This window comes from Limnohabitans radicicola (assembly GCF_014837235.1).
Classification (GTDB): domain Bacteria; phylum Pseudomonadota; class Gammaproteobacteria; order Burkholderiales; family Burkholderiaceae_C; genus Limnohabitans_A; species Limnohabitans_A radicicola.
In genome coordinates, this window is record NZ_JACYFT010000001.1 from 1107944 (window position 1) to 1126328 (window position 18385).

Annotated in this window: 15 protein-coding genes; 10 read left to right on the forward strand and 5 right to left on the reverse strand. The window is 63.5% G+C overall.

The annotated features are described in order from the left end of the window. Positions 1 to 2: 2 nt before the first annotated feature. From IC609_RS05535 to IC609_RS05545, 3 genes are all read left to right on the forward strand, one after another. Positions 3 to 1514: a CoA-acylating methylmalonate-semialdehyde dehydrogenase gene (locus tag IC609_RS05535; protein WP_191818421.1), complete on the forward strand. Its 1512-nt coding sequence runs from the start codon at positions 3 to 5 to the stop codon at positions 1512 to 1514. A 183-nt stretch (positions 1515 to 1697) separates the two neighbouring features. Continuing rightward, positions 1698 to 3416 (forward strand): GMC family oxidoreductase, encoded by a 1719-nt coding sequence (locus IC609_RS05540; protein WP_191818422.1) that lies wholly within the window; start codon positions 1698 to 1700, stop codon positions 3414 to 3416. 274 nt (positions 3417 to 3690) lie between these two features. Next, positions 3691 to 4455, forward strand: a complete 765-nt coding sequence (locus tag IC609_RS05545) for a sulfite exporter TauE/SafE family protein (protein WP_191818423.1) — start codon at positions 3691 to 3693, stop codon at positions 4453 to 4455. Here IC609_RS05545 and IC609_RS05550 read toward each other — a convergent pair. Both IC609_RS05550 and alr read right to left on the reverse strand, forming a co-directional pair. Beyond that, positions 4442 to 5371, reverse strand: coding sequence for a DMT family transporter (locus IC609_RS05550; RefSeq protein WP_191818424.1), 930 nt, complete (start codon positions 5369 to 5371; stop codon positions 4442 to 4444). The genes IC609_RS05545 and IC609_RS05550 overlap by 14 nt on opposite strands. A 53-nt stretch (positions 5372 to 5424) precedes the next feature. Beyond that, a complete protein-coding gene (gene alr / locus IC609_RS05555) occupies positions 5425 to 6522 on the reverse strand; it encodes an alanine racemase (RefSeq protein WP_191818425.1) in 1098 nt (365 codons plus the stop codon). A gap of 219 nt (positions 6523 to 6741) precedes the next feature. On the opposite strand from alr, the gene IC609_RS05560 reads away from it, so the two are divergent. From IC609_RS05560 to IC609_RS05590, 7 genes are all read left to right on the forward strand, one after another. Then, the gene (locus IC609_RS05560) at positions 6742 to 7365 is read left to right on the forward strand and encodes a DedA family protein (RefSeq protein ID WP_191818426.1); all 624 of its coding nucleotides are present in this window, start codon (positions 6742 to 6744) and stop codon (positions 7363 to 7365) included. Between the two features lie 18 nt (positions 7366 to 7383). Then, positions 7384 to 8289: a DMT family transporter gene (locus tag IC609_RS05565; RefSeq protein WP_191818427.1), complete on the forward strand. Its 906-nt coding sequence runs from the start codon at positions 7384 to 7386 to the stop codon at positions 8287 to 8289. A gap of 39 nt (positions 8290 to 8328) precedes the next feature. Next, entirely contained in the window at positions 8329 to 8811 is a 483-nt protein-coding gene (locus IC609_RS05570) for a glutathione peroxidase (RefSeq protein ID WP_191818428.1), read from the forward strand. A gap of 209 nt (positions 8812 to 9020) precedes the next feature. Next, entirely contained in the window at positions 9021 to 10382 is a 1362-nt protein-coding gene (locus IC609_RS05575; RefSeq protein ID WP_225223993.1) for a TolC family protein, read from the forward strand. Positions 10383 to 10406: 24 nt separating this feature from the next. Further along, positions 10407 to 11582: an efflux RND transporter periplasmic adaptor subunit gene (locus IC609_RS05580; protein WP_225223994.1), complete on the forward strand. Its 1176-nt coding sequence runs from the start codon at positions 10407 to 10409 to the stop codon at positions 11580 to 11582. Positions 11583 to 11585: 3 nt separating this feature from the next. Then, positions 11586 to 14675 carry an efflux RND transporter permease subunit gene (locus IC609_RS05585; RefSeq protein ID WP_191818429.1) on the forward strand — a complete coding sequence of 1030 codons (3090 nt, stop codon included), beginning with the start codon at positions 11586 to 11588 and terminating at the stop codon, positions 14673 to 14675. A 17-nt stretch (positions 14676 to 14692) separates the two neighbouring features. After that, positions 14693 to 15022, forward strand: coding sequence for a P-II family nitrogen regulator (locus IC609_RS05590; protein ID WP_191818430.1), 330 nt, complete (start codon positions 14693 to 14695; stop codon positions 15020 to 15022). Positions 15023 to 15035: 13 nt separating this feature from the next. Here the strand turns inward: IC609_RS05590 and IC609_RS05595 are convergent, their stop codons facing one another. The 3 genes from IC609_RS05595 to glcE are packed head-to-tail and all read right to left on the reverse strand — an operon-like array spanning position 15036 to position 18322. Beyond that, the gene (locus IC609_RS05595) at positions 15036 to 15914 is read right to left on the reverse strand and encodes a LysR family transcriptional regulator (protein ID WP_191818431.1); all 879 of its coding nucleotides are present in this window, start codon (positions 15912 to 15914) and stop codon (positions 15036 to 15038) included. Next, on the reverse strand, positions 15911 to 17149 hold the full coding sequence (gene glcF, locus IC609_RS05600) for a glycolate oxidase subunit GlcF (protein ID WP_191818432.1): 1239 nt from the start codon (positions 17147 to 17149) through the stop codon (positions 15911 to 15913). The genes IC609_RS05595 and glcF overlap by 4 nt, the downstream gene beginning before the upstream one ends. 15 nt (positions 17150 to 17164) lie before the next feature. After that, the gene (gene glcE / locus IC609_RS05605) at positions 17165 to 18322 is read right to left on the reverse strand and encodes a glycolate oxidase subunit GlcE (RefSeq protein ID WP_191818433.1); all 1158 of its coding nucleotides are present in this window, start codon (positions 18320 to 18322) and stop codon (positions 17165 to 17167) included. Positions 18323 to 18385: the final 63 nt, after the last annotated feature.

An 18385-nucleotide genomic window follows, 5' to 3' on the forward strand; every position in this document is an offset into this window, starting at 1 on the left:
CCATGAGCATCACGAACATCGGCCATTACATTGGCGGCCAAGTCGCTGCAGGCACTTCGGGCCGCAGCCAAAGCGTGACCAACCCCGCCACAGGCGCTGTGACCGGTAACGTGGCCCTGGCCAACAGCGCTGAAGTCGCTAAGGCCGTGGCCGCTGCGCAAGCGGCCTTCCCTGCTTGGGCCGACACACCGCCCCTGCGCCGCGCCCGTGTGATGTTCAAGTTCCTCGAATTGCTGAACGAGCACAAAGACACCTTGGCCCACATGATCACCGCCGAACACGGCAAGGTGTTCACCGATGCGCAGGGTGAAGTGAGCCGCGGCATCGACATCGTGGAATTCGCCACCGGCATCCCGCAGCTGCTCAAAGGGGACTACACCGAGCAAGTGTCGACTGGCATTGACAACTGGACGATGCGCCAGCCGCTGGGCGTGGTCGCGGGCATCACGCCCTTCAATTTCCCGGTCATGGTGCCCATGTGGATGTTCCCGGTCGCGATTGCAGCGGGCAACACCTTCGTACTCAAACCCAGCCCGACCGACCCAACCCCCTCACTGTTCATCGCCGATTTGCTGAAAAAAGCCGGTCTGCCCGATGGCGTGTTCAATGTGGTGCAAGGCGACAAGGAAGCGGTGGACGCGCTGCTGGAGCACCCCGACGTGAAAGCCATCAGCTTCGTCGGCTCCACCCCGATCGCCAACTACATCTACGAAACCGGCGCGCACCACGGCAAACGCGTGCAGGCCTTGGGCGGTGCTAAGAATCACCTGGTGGTCATGCCCGATGCCGATATCGACCAGACCGTGGACGCGCTGATCGGCGCAGGCTATGGCTCGGCAGGCGAGCGCTGCATGGCGATCAGTGTCGCGGTGTTGGTCGGCGATGTGGCTGACAAGATCATCCCCAAGCTCATCGAGCGCACCCGGGCACTTCAAGTGCTCAACGGCGAAAACCTGGCCGCGGAGATGGGCCCCATCGTGACCGACGCGGCGCGCCAGCGCATCAAGGGTTACATCGACGCGGGTGTGGCCGAAGGTGCCCAACTGCTGGTCGATGGCCGCGAGTTTGATGGCTCCAAAGCCGGTGTTGGTTGCGAGCAAGGTTTCTGGCTGGGCGGCACGCTGTTCGATCACGTGACCACCGACATGAAGATCTACAAGGAAGAGATTTTTGGCCCGGTGTTGTCGTGCGTGCGCGTGCCCGACTTTGCCACCGCAGTGCAGATCATCAACGACCACGAGTTCGGTAACGGCGTGAGCTGCTTCACCCGCGACGGCAACGTGGCCCGCGAGTTCTCGCGCCGCATCCAGGTGGGCATGGTCGGTATCAACGTGCCGATCCCTGTGCCCATGGCTTGGCACGGCTTTGGCGGCTGGAAGCGCTCGCTGTTTGGCGACATGCACGCTTACGGCGAAGAAGGCGTGCGCTTTTACACCAAGCAAAAGTCCATCATGCAGCGTTGGCCTGAGAGCATTGGCAAGGGTGCCGAGTTTGTGATGCCGACGGCCAAGTAAGGCGTTGGGGTCAGTGGGATCAGCTTCGGTGCCGCATCTGCGCTCCGGGCTGGCCCGCCGGGCCTCATCAGTCGCTTCGCGCCAGCAAATCGGCCCAACGGGCCAGCCCGGATCACGGACGCTGCGCCTGAACGATGCGAGGATGGTGTGAACAGTCACAATCCGGGGGAGGAGAGCAGAACAATGAACGACAACACCTTCGACTACATCATCGTGGGCGGCGGCACGGCGGGCAGCCTGCTGGCCAACCGCCTGTCGGCCGACGCGAGCAAACGCGTGCTGCTGATCGAAGCGGGCAAGAAGGACGATTACCACTGGGTGCACATCCCTGTGGGGTACCTGTACTGCATTGGCAACCCACGCACCGACTGGCTGTACCAAACTGAACCGGCTGCGGGCCTGAATGGCCGCACGCTGCGCTACCCGCGTGGCAAGGTGCTGGGCGGGTGTTCCAGCATCAACGGCATGATCTACATGCGGGGTCAGTCGCGTGACTACGACCAGTGGGCACACATCACAGGTGATGACAGCTGGCGCTGGGACCAGACCCTGCCTTATTTCAAGCTGCACGAAGACCACTACAAGGGCGCCAACGACTTCCATGGCGCCAAAGGCAGCAAGTCTGAATTGCTGGCCCCCGCCGATCTGCCCGAAGGCAGCTACCTGCACACCCTGCGTGGGCGGGTGGCGGGCGGCGAGTGGCGCGTCGAAAAGCAGCGCCTGCGCTGGGACGTGCTCGACGCCTTTGCCCAGGCAGCGCAGCAAGCGGGCATTCCGGCCACCGACGACTTCAACCGAGGCAACAACGAAGGCGTGAGCTATTTCGAGGTGAACCAGAAAGCAGGCTGGCGCTGGAACACGGCCAAAGCCTTTTTGCGCCCCACCTGCTATGCCCGCCCCAACTTCGAGCTGTGGAACAAGGCGCAGGTGGCGAAGTTGATCGTTGAGACCCTAGCCAACGGCAGCCAGCGCTGCACGGGCGCGCAGGTGTGGACCGGTGTGGAGATGGTCGAGGTCAAAGCCACCCGCGAAGTGATCCTGAGCGCAGGCAGCATCGGCTCGGTGCAAATCCTGCAGCTGTCAGGCATCGGCCCTGCCGACTTGCTCCAGAGTAAAGGCATCGAGGTCAAGCGCGACCTGCCCGGCGTAGGCGCCAACCTGCAAGACCATTTGCAGATCCGCTCGGTTTACCAGGTCAAAGGCACCAAGACCCTCAACACCATGGCCAACAGCCTGTGGGGCAAGGCCATGATCGGGCTGGAATACGCGCTCAAACGCACCGGCCCCATGAGCATGGCACCCAGCCAGCTGGGGGCATTCACCAAGAGCGACCCATCGCAGCCGCACGCCAACATCCAGTACCACGTGCAACCGCTGAGCTTGGACGCCTTTGGCGAGCCGCTGCACAGCTTCCCGGCCATCACCGCCAGCGTCTGCAACCTCAACCCCACCAGCCGCGGCACGGTGCAGATCAAAAGCGCCCGCTTTGAAGACGCCCCGGCCATTGCGCCCAACTACCTCTCGACCGACGCCGACCGCAAGGTCGCCGCCGACAGCCTGCGTGTGACGCGCGGCATCATGGCGCAGCCCGCCATGGCGCCGTTCGCCCCCGAGGAGTTCAAGCCCGGCGTGCAATACCAAAGCGATGAAGAGCTGGCCAAGCTGGCGGGCGATATCGCCAGCACCATCTTCCACCCCGTCGGCACCACCCGCATGGGTCGGAGCGACGACCCGATGGCGGTGGTCAACGCGCGGCTGCAGGTGCGCGGCGTGGCGGGCTTGCGCGTGGTCGATGCGGGCGTGATGCCCACCATCACCAGCGGCAACACCAACAGCCCCACGCTGATGATTGCGGAAAAAGCCGCCCAGTGGATCGCCGAAGACGCGGCCCGAGGGCTTTGAGAGCAGACCGCTCGTTTCAGACTCAGGGAATACCCCCAAATCGGGAAATCCCTGATGAATCCAGGGGATCGGGGCCGCTACAGTTCACCCACTCGATGCGAAGCAGTACTGCATCCTGAGGGCCGAGGAGACAACTCGAACCCCAAGAACTCCAATATCCAAACAGCATCCGAACGAGATGAATTCCCAGGCGCCGCTTATTGCGGCGCTTTTTTTTCGCTCGCGTCTGACTGCGTGACAGGGCAACAGCACCTGCCCTGCCACAATCGCCCGCATGGAATTGCTGATTGTTTCGCTGGCCTCGCTGCTGGCCGGCTTGGTGGACGCCATTGTGGGCGGAGGCGGTCTGATCCTGCTGCCGGCCTTGTTTGCCACCTTCCCCCAGGCGGTGCCAGCCACGCTGTTTGGCACCAACAAAAGTGCGTCGATCTGGGGCACCGCCTTTGCCACCGCGCAGTACAGCCGCAAGGTGAAGATGCCCTGGCGCTCGCTCATGCCGGCTGCCGGCGCGGGTCTGGTGGGTTCGCTGGTGGGTGCCTGGACGGTCACCCAAGTGGACCCCTCGCTGTTTCGCAAGGCGCTGCCCATCTTGCTGACCCTGCTGCTGCTCTACACCCTGGCCCGCAAGGACCTGGGCCGCCACCACGCCCCGCGCTTTGCCGGCGCGCAAGAGGCCTGGGTGGCCGCAGGCGTGGGCTTGGTGATCGGTTTTTACGACGGCTTTTTCGGGCCAGGCACGGGCAGCTTTTTGGTGTTTGCCTATGTGCGGTTGATGGGCTACGACTTCCTGAACGCTTCGGCCTCGGCCAAGCTGGTCAATGTGGCCACCAACTTTGCGGCCCTGGTGCTGTTCGCGGTGCAGGGTCATGTGTGGTGGCATCTGGCGCTGGCCATGGCCGTGTCCAACATCGTGGGCAGCCTGATCGGCACGCGCCTGGCGCTAAGGCACGGCGCAGGCTTTGTGCGCCGGGTCTTCATCTTGGTCGTGCTGGCCTTGATTGTGAAAACAGCTTACGACACCTGGTTCAGGACTGTGTAGCCCAGCGCCGCAAAGCCCCGGCATATTGCGCCAGCGCCACGCCCAACAGGATGACGCCAGCGCCGCCAATCTTGATCCAGGTGTAGTGCTCGCCCGACAAGGCCCAGGCAAACAGGCCCGCCACGGGAGGCATCAAATACATCAGGGGCGCCGTTCGGGCCACGCCGCGCACCGCATTGACCCAGCCCCAACCCAGCCAACCGAAGAATGCCGACACCACGACCGACCAGAACAAGCCAGCACCATCCCAAAGGTTCAGCGAAGACCAGGATATGTCAGCTGCCGAGGGCAGGCACCACAGCAACACCGGGATGCTGCCCAAAATGGTGCTGTAACCCATGGTGAGCACCGCTCCGCGCTTGTCAAACATCGGCTTGGCTGCCACGGTGTAATAAGAAAACAGACTGGCCGCCAGCAAGAGCACCAGGTCACCCCCACCGGCGCGCCACTGACCGCCCAGCAGCTTGTCGGACAGGAACATCAGCACCCCGCCAAAGGCCAAGCCCACACCGAGCAGCTGCGCCAGCGACAGTCGCTCCGTGCCTTGGTAACGCAGGATCAGCAGCGTAAAGATCGGCCCGCAGGCCAGGATGACCGAGCTGGAAAATGCGGTGGACCAGTACACCCCGTACGTCACGATGCCCACATGCAGCGAGTGCCCCACCAATCCGAGCCAGGCCATGGCCCGCAGATCGCTGCGCGGCAGGGGGGGCCACCACCGGCCCAAACGCCAGCGGAACATCAGCAAAGCACACACGGGCATGATGGTGTAACGCACCAGCAAAAAACCGTCTGGCGTCAAGAGGTGCAAAAGGTATTTCTGGAGCGTGAAATTGCCACCCCAGATGACCACCAGCACCAGCGCCGTGAACAGGGCCAGTCGCTGATGAGGGTGGTCAGGGTGTCGGTGGGGCATGGCCCATTGTGGCCGGGCTTGGACCTGCAGCCTGTCCCGCCAGCGGCAAAGCGTCAGTCGGCCACCACCACCGGTACACGCTGCGCGAGCGCACACATGAGCTCATAACCCACGGTGCCTGCGGCCTGCGCCACCTCGTCGATGGACAAAACCGCGCCTGTTGACGCCTGCCCCCACAAAGTGACGGTGCTGCCAAACCCTGCAGCGGGCAGCTCGGTCAGGTCCACCACCAACATGTCCATGCTCACGCGCCCCAGGGTGCGGCTGCGCACGCCGTCCACCAGCACGGGCGTGCCTGTGGGGCAAATGCGCGGGTAACCGTCGGCATAACCGCATGCCACCACACCGATGCGCATGGCTTGCTCGGCCACAAAGAGCGAACCGTAGCCCACACTGTCACCGGGCTGCAGATGCTGCACCCCGATGATGCGTGCCGACACAGTCATGGCGGGCTGCAGACCCCAGTCCTGGGCGCTGGCCGCCGGAAAATCAGGCGAGCTGCCATAAAGCGCAATGCCCGGGCGCACCCAATCGGCCTTGGCGGCGGCGTCACCCCCAAAGCGCAGAGTGGCGGCACTGTTGGACAGGCTGCGCTCCCCCGGCAAGTCGCGGGTGGCTTCTTCAAAGCGGGCCACCTGTGCAGCAATGCCCTGGGGGCCATCGGCATCGCTGAAGTGGGTCACCATCGAAATTTCGTCCACCTGCGGCAAGGCGTTCAGGCGGGTCCAGGCGGCGCGGTAACGCTCGGGCGCAAAGCCCAGGCGGTTCATGCCCGAGTTCATCTTGAGGAACACCCGGTGCGGCTCGTGCGTTTTGTGCAGGGCCAGCATGTCGATCTGCTCGTCACAGTGCACCGTATGCCACAGCCCTAGGCGCGAGCACAGCTCCAGATCGCGGGCCTCGAACACCCCTTCGAGCAACAAGATCGGCCCGCGCCAGCCCAGCGCCCGCACACGCGAAGCTTCGTCGAGGTCCAGCAGGGCAAACCCGTCTGCGGCGCGCAAACCGTCAAACACCCGCTCGATGCCATGCCCATAGGCATTGGCCTTGACCACGGCCCAGACCTGCGCGTCGGGCGCAGCTTGCCGCACCCTGGCCAGGTTGTGGCGCAGCGCAGAGAGGTGGAGGGTGGCCTGGATCGGACGGGGCATGAATGGTGAATGTGAAGGGCGTGAATGAAGACCGGTCAAGTGTGCCAGCAAACGGCGCACAAATGGGTCGCAAGGATTCTCAAAAGCAGCACAAATGGCCCCGCGCCATGCGGCCAACCGGCTTTCGGTGGGGGCTTTCAAATGCTTTACACTGGCGCGCGGCCAGAGCCAATGGCGCCTTCCGCCCTTTCCCTGAGTTCAGGCCCGATACAGACATTCATGGCAATTTTCCAGTTCCTGATGCCCATCTTCACCGAATACGGTTACTTGGCCGTTTTCGTGATGCTGTTGATTTGCGGCTTTGGCATCCCTGTGCCCGAGGACGTGACCCTGGTCACAGGCGGCGTGATCGCCGGGTTGGGTCATGCCGATGTGCACACCATGTTTGCCGTGGGCATGGCGGGCGTACTGATCGGGGATGGCCTCATGTTCACCATGGGCCGTCTCTATGGCCAGCGCATTTCGCAATTGCCCGGTTTTCGCAAAGTACTCACCCCCGAGCGCTTTGCCAGTGCGCAAGAGGCTTTTCACAAGTATGGCAAGTGGGTCATGTTCGTGGCCCGCTTTCTGCCCGGCCTGCGCACCCCGGTGTTCTTCTCGGCCGGCATGAGCCACCGCGTCAGCTTTGCCACCTGGTTCCTGATGGACGGGTTTGCCGCCCTCATCAGTGTGCCCGTCTGGGTCTACCTGGGCTACTTTGGCGCCCAGAACTGGGACTGGATGTTTGGCGTGCTGCGCCAGTTCCAGCACGGCATCTTTGCACTGCTGGGCATCGGCGCGGCCTGGCTGGCTTGGCGCTGGTGGAAAAAACGCCAATCGGTCGCCCCCACCGATTTGCCCTGACCCACCCACACCGGCCACATGGCCCCCTCTCCTGTGGCGATCCCTCCCCAAAGTCTGGCTGTCGCCGGTTTGCTGCTCAATGCCTTTGTCTGGGGCGTTTGCTGGTGGCCGTTCAAACAACTCGAAGCCCTGGGCTTGCACCCGCTGTGGGCCACAGCACTGGTTTACGCCTTCGTGTTCGCCACCCTCACCGTGTCGCTCTGGCACAGCGGGCGACTGCAAAGCTGGCGCAAGCACCCTGGTCTGTGGTGGCTGTTGCTGGCCTCGGGCCTGACCAATGTGGGCTTCAACTGGGCCGTGACGGTGGGCGATGTGGTGCGTGTGGTGCTGCTGTTCTACCTCATGCCCGCCTGGTCGGTGCTGGTGGCCTGGATGCTGCTAGGCGACCACCCCCGCCCCATGGCGCTCGCACGCTTGGTGCTGGCGCTGGCCGGTCTGGTCATCGTGCTCAAGCCGCCCGAGACCCCCTGGCCCGTGCCCGAGAGCTTGGCCGATGTGCTGGCACTGGCCAGCGGCTTCACCTTTGCCGTGACGAATGCACTGCTGCTCAAACTCAAAGACTCCCCCGGCGCATCGCGCACCCTGGCCATGTTTGGCGGTGGCGCGGTCATGGCCACGGCCGCCGCCCTGCTGGGCCTGGCCACGGGCGTGGTCAACGCTGGGCCTGGCCCCACATGGGCCTGGCTGCCGCTGATCGCGCTGCTGGGCACCTCATTCCTGCTGGGCAATCTGGCGCTGCAGTATGGCGCGGCACGACTCGCTGCCCACACCACCGCCTTGGTCATGTTGTCCGAAGTCCTGTTCGCCAGCGTGTCTTCCGTCATACTGGGTGCATCCCAATGGGATGACCGCACCCTCTGGGGCGGGGCGCTGATCCTGCTGGCAGCCCTGCTGTCGGTGATCGGCAATTCGCACAAAGACTGAACAACACGCCTGCATCTGGCGTTTTCACTGGAGCACATCATGAGCATCTATGACTTTGAAGCGCTGGGCATCGATGGCCAAGGCGTGGCGCTGAGCCAATACAAAGGTCAGGTCATGCTGATCGTCAACACCGCCAGCGCCTGCGGCTTCACACCCCAGTTCACCGGCCTCGAAAAACTGCACCAGCAATACGGTGGCCAAGGCCTGGCCGTGATCGGCTTTCCGTGCAACCAGTTCGCCAGCCAGGACCCGGGTGACGATGCACAGATCGCCAACTTCTGCCAGAAGAACTACGGCGTGAGCTTCCAGATGATGAGCAAGATCAAGGTCAATGGCGATGGTGCCCACCCGCTGTACCAATGGCTCACGGCCGAGGCCCCCGGCATCCTGGGCAGCAAGGCCATCAAATGGAACTTCACCAAGTTCCTGGTCGGCAAGGACGGGCGCGTCATCAAGCGCTACGCGCCACAGGAAGCGCCGGAGAAAATCGCCAAGGACATTGAGGCGGCACTCGCCGCCTGATACGTCAACACCTCCCTTGCCTCTGCGCAGAGGCAACGTAGCCCTGTCCGAAAAACCTGCTGATCGGCCGCATGCTCGCTTGCGTCTGTGCGTGCTGCTCTTCCACCTTTTATTCAGTTTTTTACGAAGTTAAATTCATTTTTTATCTTCTTTTTTCTGTTCATTGATGCAAGCAAACTCGCGGGTCATTGTTGACTCGGAGAAACCCCATGTTCGCATCACCGCCTCTACAGGCTGTGCCAAACCATCAAGGCCACCCCCGCCAAAACGCAGCGCGTTGGATGGTGTTGGCCATGGCGCTGGCGTCTGCCGTTTCGGCAACGGCTCAAACGGCCAGCGCCATCGGCAACGGCCCGAGTGCTACCCCAACAGTGCAGCCACCTTCCGCTGGCCATGCGCAGTTGAGCCTGGAAGACATCATCCAGATCATCCTCGCACACAACCCGCAATTGCGCGCCACAGAGATGGGCAAGAGCGCAGCGCAAGCCGGCGTCACCGCGGCCAAGGCTTGGCCCAACCCCCGCCTCGAAACGGTACAAGGCCGCAATGTGGCGCAAATGCCCGGACTGGCCACCGGCCCAGTACGAGGCTGGGGCGTGAGCCAGCTTCTGGAAAACCCGGTGGCACGGCAAGCGCGGGCAGACGTGGCACGTGCCAAGGAAAAGGAAAGTGGTTACGAAATCTTGCAGACACGCAATGCGCTGATCGCTCAAGTGCGGTCCATCTACTACCAAGGCTTGCAACACCAGGCCCACACGCAGGCCGCCGCAGATGCAGTGCAACTGCTGGAACAGGTCAGGGAACGTGTGCGCCTGCGGGTCAGCACCGGCGAAGCGCCGCGCTACGAAATCATCAAGGCCGATGCCGAAATCATCAGCGCGCGTGAACGCCTGCAAACGGCCAGCCTCATGGTTCAGCAAAGCCAGCTTGAACTCAACCGGCTGGCAGCGGGCCAGTTGCCCCCGGGCTGGAAGCTCACGGGTGAGCTCGACCAAACCCCCGAAATGCAAGCCGTGTCGCACCTGATGGAGCTGGTGCTCAAGAACAACCCTGATTTGCTGGTTTTGCAGGCAGAACAGGACCGCGCCCTGGCCCGTCTGAGCGAAGCACGTGCCGAACGCCTACCGGGGGTGGAGCTGCGTTTGAGCCAGGTGCGCGATGCCGAATGGCGCCAGAACCAGCTGAGTGTCGGCGTGCAGCTGCCTTTGCTGGACACCCGCCAAGGCCCCATCGCGCAGGCCAGTGCCGAACTGCAACGGGCGCAAATCCGGCTGGAAGGCCACCAGGCACAGCTGCGCCAGCAAGTGATGCTGGCCTGGAAATCCATGGAGATGGCGCGCCTGCGCATCGAAGCGCTGAGCCAAGGCGCCTTGCGCGAAGCAGAAGCGGCCTTGCGCGTGGCGCAAGCCGCCTACCGGTTTGGCGAGCGCGGCATCCTGGATGTGCTCGATGCACAACGGGTTTTGCGCAGCGTGCGCACCGACCTGATCGATGCCCGTTTCCAGCTGCAAGCCGCACGCATCGCCCTGGAAGAGCTCACGGGCCAACACAGCCTGTCCAACAGCCTCTGATTTAAAGAACAAGAAAGCACCGCCATGAAGAACCTCTCCCCCGCTCTGCAGCACATGATGCTGTCCCTGCTCATCGGCTCATCGGCCGTCATCCTTTCTGCGTGCAACAAGCCCGCGCCCGCCCCTGCGCCTACCGCCCAGAAGGCCGCCAACCCAGACCCGATGGAGGTGACGATCCGAGCCGAAATGGGCGCGCAATTCAAGGTCAGCCCGCTCGAAGAAGTCGAGATCACGCCGCTGCTGGACATCGCCGGACGCATCGAAGCCAACGAGCGGCTGGTGACGCGGATTGGTGCTTCTGTGACGGGCAGGGTCACCGAGGTGTTGTCAGAACTGGGCGACAAGGTGCGTCCGGGTCAGCCGCTGGCCAGGGTGGCCAGCCATGAACTGACCAACATGCAGATGAACTACCTGCGCGCCCACTCGGCCGCGTCCCAAGCCGAACGTGCGGTGGAGCGTGCCAAACAGCTGATCCAGGCCGATGTGATCGGCTCGGCCGAGCTGCAACGCCGTGAATCAGAGCAATCGGTGGCACGGGCCGAGCTGAGGGCCGCGCACGACCAGCTGCGCCAGGTCGGACTCGATGCGCAGGCCATCGACAAACTGCGCGACAACGGCATCCTGCACCCCGCGACAGCCGTCAGCGCGTCCATTTCGGGTGTGGTGATTGAGCGCAAGGTCAGTCAAGGCCAGGTGGCCCAGCCGGGAGACCCCTTGTTCACCGTGGCCGACCTGAGCAATGTGTGGGTGGCCGGAGCTTTGCCCGAGCAGGTGGCGCGCTCCGTGCAGACCGGCCAGTCCGTGAGCATCGAAGTGCCAGCCTTGGGGCAAAAAACGCTCTCGGGCAAGATCATTTTTGTGGGCGACACGGTCTCGCCCGAAACACGCACGGTGGCGATCCGCACCCAGGTCGACAACGCCCAGCGTGAACTCAAGCCGCAAATGCTGGCCACCATGCGGATTGGAGGCACGCCCTACAAGTCCCTGGCGATCCCGGCACAGGCGGTGGTGCGTGAAAACGACCGCGACCACGTGTTCGTGCGCACCGGCGATGGGCGTTTTCGCCTCACGCCCGTCGAGCTGGGCGCACTCAGCGGAGGCCTGCGCCCCGTCATCAAGGGCCTGAGTGCAGGCGCACAGGTCGTGACCGAGGGTGCCTTCCACATGAACAACGAACGCAAACGCGCAGAACTGGAGTAAACCATGGTCCATTCCATGATCCGTGCCGCGCTGAGCCAGCGCCTGATTGTTGTGGTGCTGGCCTTGATCCTGTGCGGGTTCGGCCTCAGAGCCGCCACCCGTCTGTCGGTCGATGCCTTTCCCGACGTGACGAATGTGCAGGTGCAAGTGGCCACCGAGGCGCCGGGCAGATCGCCCCAGGAAATCGAGCGCTTCGTCACCGTACCCCTGGAAATTGCCATGACCGGATTGCCCGGTCTGGTCGAGATGCGTTCACTGAACAAAAGCGGGTTGTCGATCATCACGCTGGTGTTCACCGACAAGACCGACGTCTACTTTGCACGTCAACTGGTCACCGAGCGCCTGATCGAAGTCACACCCCGCATGCCCGCAGGCATCGTGCCGGTGCTCGGCCCCGTGTCCACGGGTCTGGGTGAGGTCTACCAGTACACGCTCGAAAAACCGGACGATGGGCAGCGCGCCCTCACCCCCGAAGAACTGGCCGAGCGCCGCACGGTGCAGGACTGGGTGGTGCGCCCCCTGCTGCGCTCGATCCCGGGTGTGGCCGAAATCAACTCGCAAGGCGGCTACGTCAAACAGTTTCAGGCCCTGGTCGATCCGGGTCGCCTGCGGCACTACAACCTGTCGGTGCAGCAAGTGGTCCAGGCCATTTCTGCCAACAACTCCAACGCCAGCGGGGGCGTGCTCTCGCAAGTCACCGAGCAGTACCTGATCCGTGGCGTGGGCTTGATCAAGACGCTGGAAGACATCGGCAACATTGTGATCAAGGAGCAAGGCGGCATCCCCGTCTATGTGCGCGATGTGGCCACGGTGCAGATGGGCAGCGAAGTCCGACAGGGCGCCATCATCAAGGGCGGTTACACCGAGAGCGTTTCGGGCATTGTGCTGATGATGCGTGGCGGCAACGCCAAGGAAGTGGTGACCCGCGTCAAGGAGCGCGTGCAGGAAATCAACAGCAAGGGCATGCTGCCCGATGGGCTGCAGATCGTGCCGTTCTATGACCGGACCGAACTCGTGGACTCCGCGCTGTGGACCGTGGGCAAGGTGCTGATCGAAGGCATCTTTTTGGTGGTGGTGGTGCTGTTTGTCTTCCTCGGCGATGTGCGCTCCAGCCTGATCGTGGTGGCGACGCTGATCATTGCCCCGCTGACCACCTTCATCCTGATGAACCGCTATGGCATTTCGGCCAACCTGATGTCACTGGGCGGACTGGCCATTGCCATCGGCCTGATGGTCGACGCCACGGTGGTGGTGGTCGAGAACGTCTTCCATCGCCTCGGCCATGCAGGCCAAAGCATGGGCGAGAGGGTGCGCACGGTGCTGTCGGCCACCGCAGAAGTGGCCACGCCCACCATCTTCGGCATTGCCATCATCATCCTGGTCTTCCTGCCGTTGATGACCCTGCAGGGCATCGAAGGCAAGATGTTTGCACCGCTGGCCTTGACCATCGCGATGGCACTGGCGGTTTCGCTGATCGTGTCGTTGGTCTTGTCGCCGGTCCTGTGCACCTACTTCCTCAAGGGTGGCGCTGACAAAGACACGCGACTGATCGCCTACCTCAAAGGCGGCTACCTGCGCCTGCTCGATCTGGCCACCGCGCGCAGCCGCCTCACGCTCGGCGTGGCGGTGGGCTTGCTGCTGGGCTCGATGGCCCTGTTCCCCTTGCTGGGTAAATCTTTCATGCCGACCATGAAGGAAGGTGCACTCACCCCGCAAATCAACCGGGTGCCCAGCATTTCACTGGACGAGTCGATCCGCATGGAAATGTCGGCCATGAAAACCATTGCCGAGGTGCCTGGCGTGCGCATGGTGGTCTCCAAGCTGGGCCGTGGCGAATCGCCTGCTGACCCGGCGGGTCCCAACGAGTCCGACCCCATCGTGTTGCTGGACCCGAAATCGGGCAGAAGCCAGGACGAGATCGACGAGGACATCCGCCAGCGCCTGTCGAACATCCCCGGCGTGCAGATCGTGCTGTCGCAACCCATTTCCGAGCGTGTCGACGAAATGGTGACGGGGGTGCGCTCACAACTGGCCATCAAGGTGTTCGGCGACGAAATCGCGGACCTCAAGGACATCTCCGAGCAAGTGGCCCGCATCCTCAAAAGCGTGTCGGGCAGCCGCGACATCCGCATCGAGCGCCTGTCTGGCCAGCAAGCGCTGACCATCGACATCGACCGCAAGGCCATCGCGCGGCAAGGCCTGAATGTGGCGGATGTGCAAAGCATCATTGAAACCGCCATTGGCGGCAAGGACGTGACCACGCTCTACGAGGGCGAACGTCGCTACAGCGTGGTGGTGCGCTTCCCGAGCCACGTGCGGCAATCGGCCGAAGCCATTGGCAGCACCTTGCTGCCCACGCCCGGTGGCGGGCAGGTGCCACTGTCGAGCCTGGCCAGCATCGAGCTGGTGGACGGCCCGGCGCAGATCAGCCGGGAAAGCGGCAAACGCCGCGTGGTGGTGGGCGCCAACGTCGAAGGTCGTGACCTGGGCGGCTTCGTGGCCGAGGTGCAGCAACGCATCGAGCAAGAGGTCAAACTGCCCGAAGGCTATTACTTCAAGTACGGCGGCCAGTTCGAGAACATGGAGCGGGCCATGGGCACGCTCGCCATCATCGTGCCTTTGACCATCGCGGCCATCTTCTTCCTGTTGTTTGTGCTGTTCAATTCGGTCAAGCAAGCGGCGCTGATCATCCTGGTGCTGCCCTTTGCCTCGATTGGCGGCCTGATTGGGCTCTTCGTCTCCGGTGAGTACGTGAGTGTCCCGGCTTCGGTGGGTTTCATTGCCTTGTGGGGCATCGCGGTGCTCAACGGGGTGGTGCTGGTGACCTGCATACGGCGCCTGCGAGAAGACGGCATGGACGTGGTCAGCGCCGTGCGGGAAGGCTGCGTGCAGCGCTTCAGGCCCGTGATGATGACCGCCACAGTGGCGCTGCTGGGACTGGTGCCTTTCCTGTTTGCCACAGGCCCCGGCTCAGAAGTCCAGCGCCCGTTGGCCATCGTGGTCATTGGCGGTCTGATCTCGTCGACGCTGCTGACCCTGGTGGTGTTGCCCACCCTCTACCGCTGGTTCGATGAACCCCCACGCGAAGCCTGAGCATCAAGGAGACACCCATGAAAGAAATCCGCGCCATTGTCCGACCCAACCGGCTGCAACGCCTTCGCGATACGCTGCGGGCCATTCCCAACTTCCCGGGGGTGACCATTTTCCGGGCCGAGGGTTTCACCGCGCCCGCCGCGGTTCACAAACGCACGGTGCGCGACGAGCTGACCGACTTCTCGGAGAAACTGATGGTCTGTGTTCTGGTGGAGGCTGACATGGTGGAACCCATTCGGCGCGCCATCATCGAAGCCTGTCACACGGGACAGATCGGCGATGGCCTGGTCTGGGTGGTGGACATCGAAAACATCCAGCGCATCCGGGACCAGCAAGTGCTCGGCTAAAGCCAAGCCACGTTCATGGGGCCTGCAATATGGCCTGCACCAGGGGATGGTGGCGGCTGCGGCGCGTGTAGATGGCATGGACCTCCTCATGCACCTCGCACTCACCGATCAGCTTCAGGCCCTTCATCAAGGCCAGGTCGTCCTGGCCGGTGAGGCTGGCAGGGAAAATCCCCAGGCCACCCGCACCGAAAACGGACATCATGGCGCTGTCTTCGAATTCAGCGACCACACGGGGCTCGATGCCCAGGTGTTCAAACCACCGATCCAACGAAGCCCGCAAGGGCGAGTGGTGGGTCGGCAACAGCAAGGGCAGTTGCGCCAGGCTGTGGGGGAACTGGTCGATCTGCGCCTTGTGCACCTGTGTGCCCGGGCCATACCAACCCACGGCCGACGAAGACAGCAGCTGACTGGACAGACGCAGATTCGGGTTTTGGGGCGCGGGCTGTCCGGCCAACACCAGGTCCAGCTGGTGCAAGGCCAGCTCGGCCATCAGGGGCTCGAATTCACCTTCATGACAAAGCAGCCTGAGTTCGGGCGTGGCCAGCGCCGGCCCCAGCAATTTGTGCGCGGCCAGCTTGGAAATGCCGTCTGACAGACCCACCGCCAGACGCACGGCCTGCCCGGTGGCCGCTTGCTTGACCTCTTGCGCGATGCGCTGGCCAATCTGGAAGATTTCCTCAGCGCGGGCGTAAGCCGCATGCCCGGCCTCGGTCAAGGTCACGCTGCGTCCCATGGGCTTGAAAAGTTGGTGCCCCAGCGATTTTTCGAGTTCACGAACTTGGGCACTGATGGTCTGGATCGCCATGCCCAGGCGATCAGCTGCCTTGGAAAAGCCACCTTCCTTCGCCACCACCCAGAAGTAATACAGATGGCGGTAATTGATTTCCTTCATGCGGCGAGTGCCTCGTCCAGCAGTTCCACCCAATGCCGCACAGGCAGGCCACTGCCGCTTTGCAGGTGGGTGATGCAGCCGATGTTGGCGCTGATCACGCCTTGCGGCTCCAGCGCGCTCAGGTGGCCCAGCTTGCGGTCGCGCAGTTGTTTGGACAGCTCAGGGTTAAGCACGCTGTAAGTGCCTGCCGAGCCGCAACACAGGTGCGACTCGTTGGCGGTGACCTTGATCTGGAAGCCCAGATCGCCCAGGTGCTTTTCGACGCCGCCTTTGAGTTGCTGGCCGTGTTGCAAGGTGCAAGGCGGGTGGTAGGCCTGCAGGCCTGAGGCTTGCAAGGCTTCGGGCTTGATCTTGGACTGCAGCAGCGGCACCAGCTCGGGCAGCAGCTCGCTCAGGTCGCGGGTCAAGGCACCGATGCGGGCAGCCTTCTCGGCGTACATCGGGTCATCTTTGAGCACATGGCCATAGTCCTTGACCATGACGCCGCAGCCCGAAGCATTCATCACAATGGCTTCGACTTCGCCCGACTCAACCAGCGGCCACCAGGCATCGATGTTGGCGCGCATGTGGTCTTTGCCACCGTCATGGTCGTTCAGGTGGAACTTGACCGCGCCGCAGCAACCGGCCTTGGGGGCGGTCACGGTCTGGATGCCAGCCGCGTCCAACACGCGGGCGGTGGCGGTGTTGATGTTGGGGCTCATGCTGGGTTGCACACATCCTTCGAGCATCAGCACTTTGCGGGCATGCGTGCGGGTGGGCCAGGCGCCGGCATCTTGAGGCGCGGGCACTTTGGCTTTGAGGCTTTCGGGCAGCAGACCGCGCACCCTCTGGCCCATCTTCATGGCCGGGGCAAACAGGGGTGAAGGCAAACCTTCTTTGAGCGCCCAGCGCACCAGCTTTTCACCCACGGGGCGCTCGACTTTGGCGTCCACCAACTTGCGGCCAATGTCCACCAGGTGACCGTATTGCACACCGCTCGGGCATGTGCTTTCGCAGTTGCGGCAGGTCAGGCACCGGTCCAGGTGTTGCTGCGTCTTGCGGGTGGGCTCGGCGCCTTCGAGCACCTGCTTCATCAGGTAGATGCGGCCACGCGGGCCGTCAAGTTCGTCACCCAGCAGCTGGTAAGTGGGGCAAGTGGCGGTGCAAAAGCCGCAGTGCACGCACTTGCGCAAAATGGCTTCGGCCTCCAGGCCTTCGGGGGTGTTCTGGTATTCGGGGGCGAGGTGGGTTTGCATGTCGGTCGTCCCGAATCAGAGGGCGTGGATGTTGGCGTGCAGCCGCCCGGTGGCGAACACGCCTTGAGGGTCGAACTGCAGCTGCAGCTGCTGCTGGATGCGCTGCTGCACCGCGTCCAAGGGCGTGTGCACACCCACCGACTTGTCGGCCTCGCCGTGCTGCGCACTGGTGCGGAACAAGGTGGCATGGCCGCCCACCGCTTGCGCCGCCTGGCGAAGGGCTGGAGCCGCCGAAGCAGGCGCCCACACCCAGCGCTGCGCACCCTGCCACTCGATGTAAGTGGCATAGGGCAAGTCCAGCACAGGGGCTGTTTGCGGCACCGACAGACGCCACAGACAGGCGTCGGGGCTCGGGGCCTCAAAAAACTGCAATGTCTGCTCACCGCTGGCGCACCAGTCTTGCGTGGCCTCGGCGTTGTCCATGCACTGCACTTGGGCACCCAGCGCTTGCGCATCGGCGCTCATGCGGGTGATGGCCGAGTTCACGGCCGCCACCGCGCCACGCAGGCGCACAAACAAATAGTCGGCCTCGACTTGGGCCGTGGTGTCGCGCACCCAGGCGCTGGCGTTCAGGGGCAGAGGCTGTCCGCCCCAGCGGTGCAACAAGTCCAGCGCCGCGCCCTGCGCAATGCCTGCGCACATCAAAGTGGCTTCGGCCGGGGCCACGGGCAAGACTTTGAGGCTGACCTCGGTGATCAGGCCCAACGTGCCCCAGCTGCCTGCCAACAGGCGGCTGACGTCGTAACCGGCCACGTTTTTCATGACCTGGCCGCCAAAGGTGAGGGCTTCGCCTTTGCCGTTGATGAAGCGGGCGCCCAGCACGTAGTCGCGCACAGCGCCAGCGGTGGCGCGGGCCGGGCCACTCAGACCTGCGGCCACCATGCCGCCCACGGTGGCACCGGGGCCAAAGTGCGGCGGCTCAAACGCCAGGCACTGCCCTTGGGCGGCCAGCGCGGCTTCGAGTTCGGCCAGCGGCGTGCCGCCACGCACCGTCACCACCAGCTCGCTCGGCTCGTAACTGATGATGCCGCTGTAGGCCCGCGTGTCGAGCACCTCGGCGTTGCGGCTTTGGCCCCAAAAGTCTTTGGTGCCGCCGCCACGCAGCCGCAGGCAAAGCCCTTGGGCGGCAGCGCTGCGCACAGCATCAATGAGGTGGGAGAGTTGTGCATCCATGGTGGACGATGGTAAACCGCCTCACCACCCCGGATTTTGAATTTTTTGAATGCCAGGTGTGCG

Coding starts and splice junctions, on each gene's coding strand:
- glcE (WP_191818433.1), bottom strand. CDS start 18,322: ATGGATGCACAACTCTCCCACCTCATTGATGCTGTGCGCAGCGCTGCC.
- IC609_RS05590 (WP_191818430.1), top strand. CDS start 14,693: ATGAAAGAAATCCGCGCCATTGTCCGACCCAACCGGCTGCAACGCCTT.
- IC609_RS05595 (WP_191818431.1), bottom strand. CDS start 15,914: ATGAAGGAAATCAATTACCGCCATCTGTATTACTTCTGGGTGGTGGCG.
- IC609_RS05580 (WP_225223994.1), top strand. CDS start 10,407: ATGAAGAACCTCTCCCCCGCTCTGCAGCACATGATGCTGTCCCTGCTC.
- IC609_RS05570 (WP_191818428.1), top strand. CDS start 8,329: ATGAGCATCTATGACTTTGAAGCGCTGGGCATCGATGGCCAAGGCGTG.
- IC609_RS05540 (WP_191818422.1), top strand. CDS start 1,698: ATGAACGACAACACCTTCGACTACATCATCGTGGGCGGCGGCACGGCG.
- glcF (WP_191818432.1), bottom strand. CDS start 17,149: ATGCAAACCCACCTCGCCCCCGAATACCAGAACACCCCCGAAGGCCTG.
- IC609_RS05535 (WP_191818421.1), top strand. CDS start 3: ATGAGCATCACGAACATCGGCCATTACATTGGCGGCCAAGTCGCTGCA.
- IC609_RS05565 (WP_191818427.1), top strand. CDS start 7,384: ATGGCCCCCTCTCCTGTGGCGATCCCTCCCCAAAGTCTGGCTGTCGCC.
- IC609_RS05560 (WP_191818426.1), top strand. CDS start 6,742: ATGGCAATTTTCCAGTTCCTGATGCCCATCTTCACCGAATACGGTTAC.
- IC609_RS05550 (WP_191818424.1), bottom strand. CDS start 5,371: ATGCCCCACCGACACCCTGACCACCCTCATCAGCGACTGGCCCTGTTC.
- IC609_RS05545 (WP_191818423.1), top strand. CDS start 3,691: ATGGAATTGCTGATTGTTTCGCTGGCCTCGCTGCTGGCCGGCTTGGTG.
- IC609_RS05585 (WP_191818429.1), top strand. CDS start 11,586: ATGGTCCATTCCATGATCCGTGCCGCGCTGAGCCAGCGCCTGATTGTT.
- alr (WP_191818425.1), bottom strand. CDS start 6,522: ATGCCCCGTCCGATCCAGGCCACCCTCCACCTCTCTGCGCTGCGCCAC.
- IC609_RS05575 (WP_225223993.1), top strand. CDS start 9,021: ATGTTCGCATCACCGCCTCTACAGGCTGTGCCAAACCATCAAGGCCAC.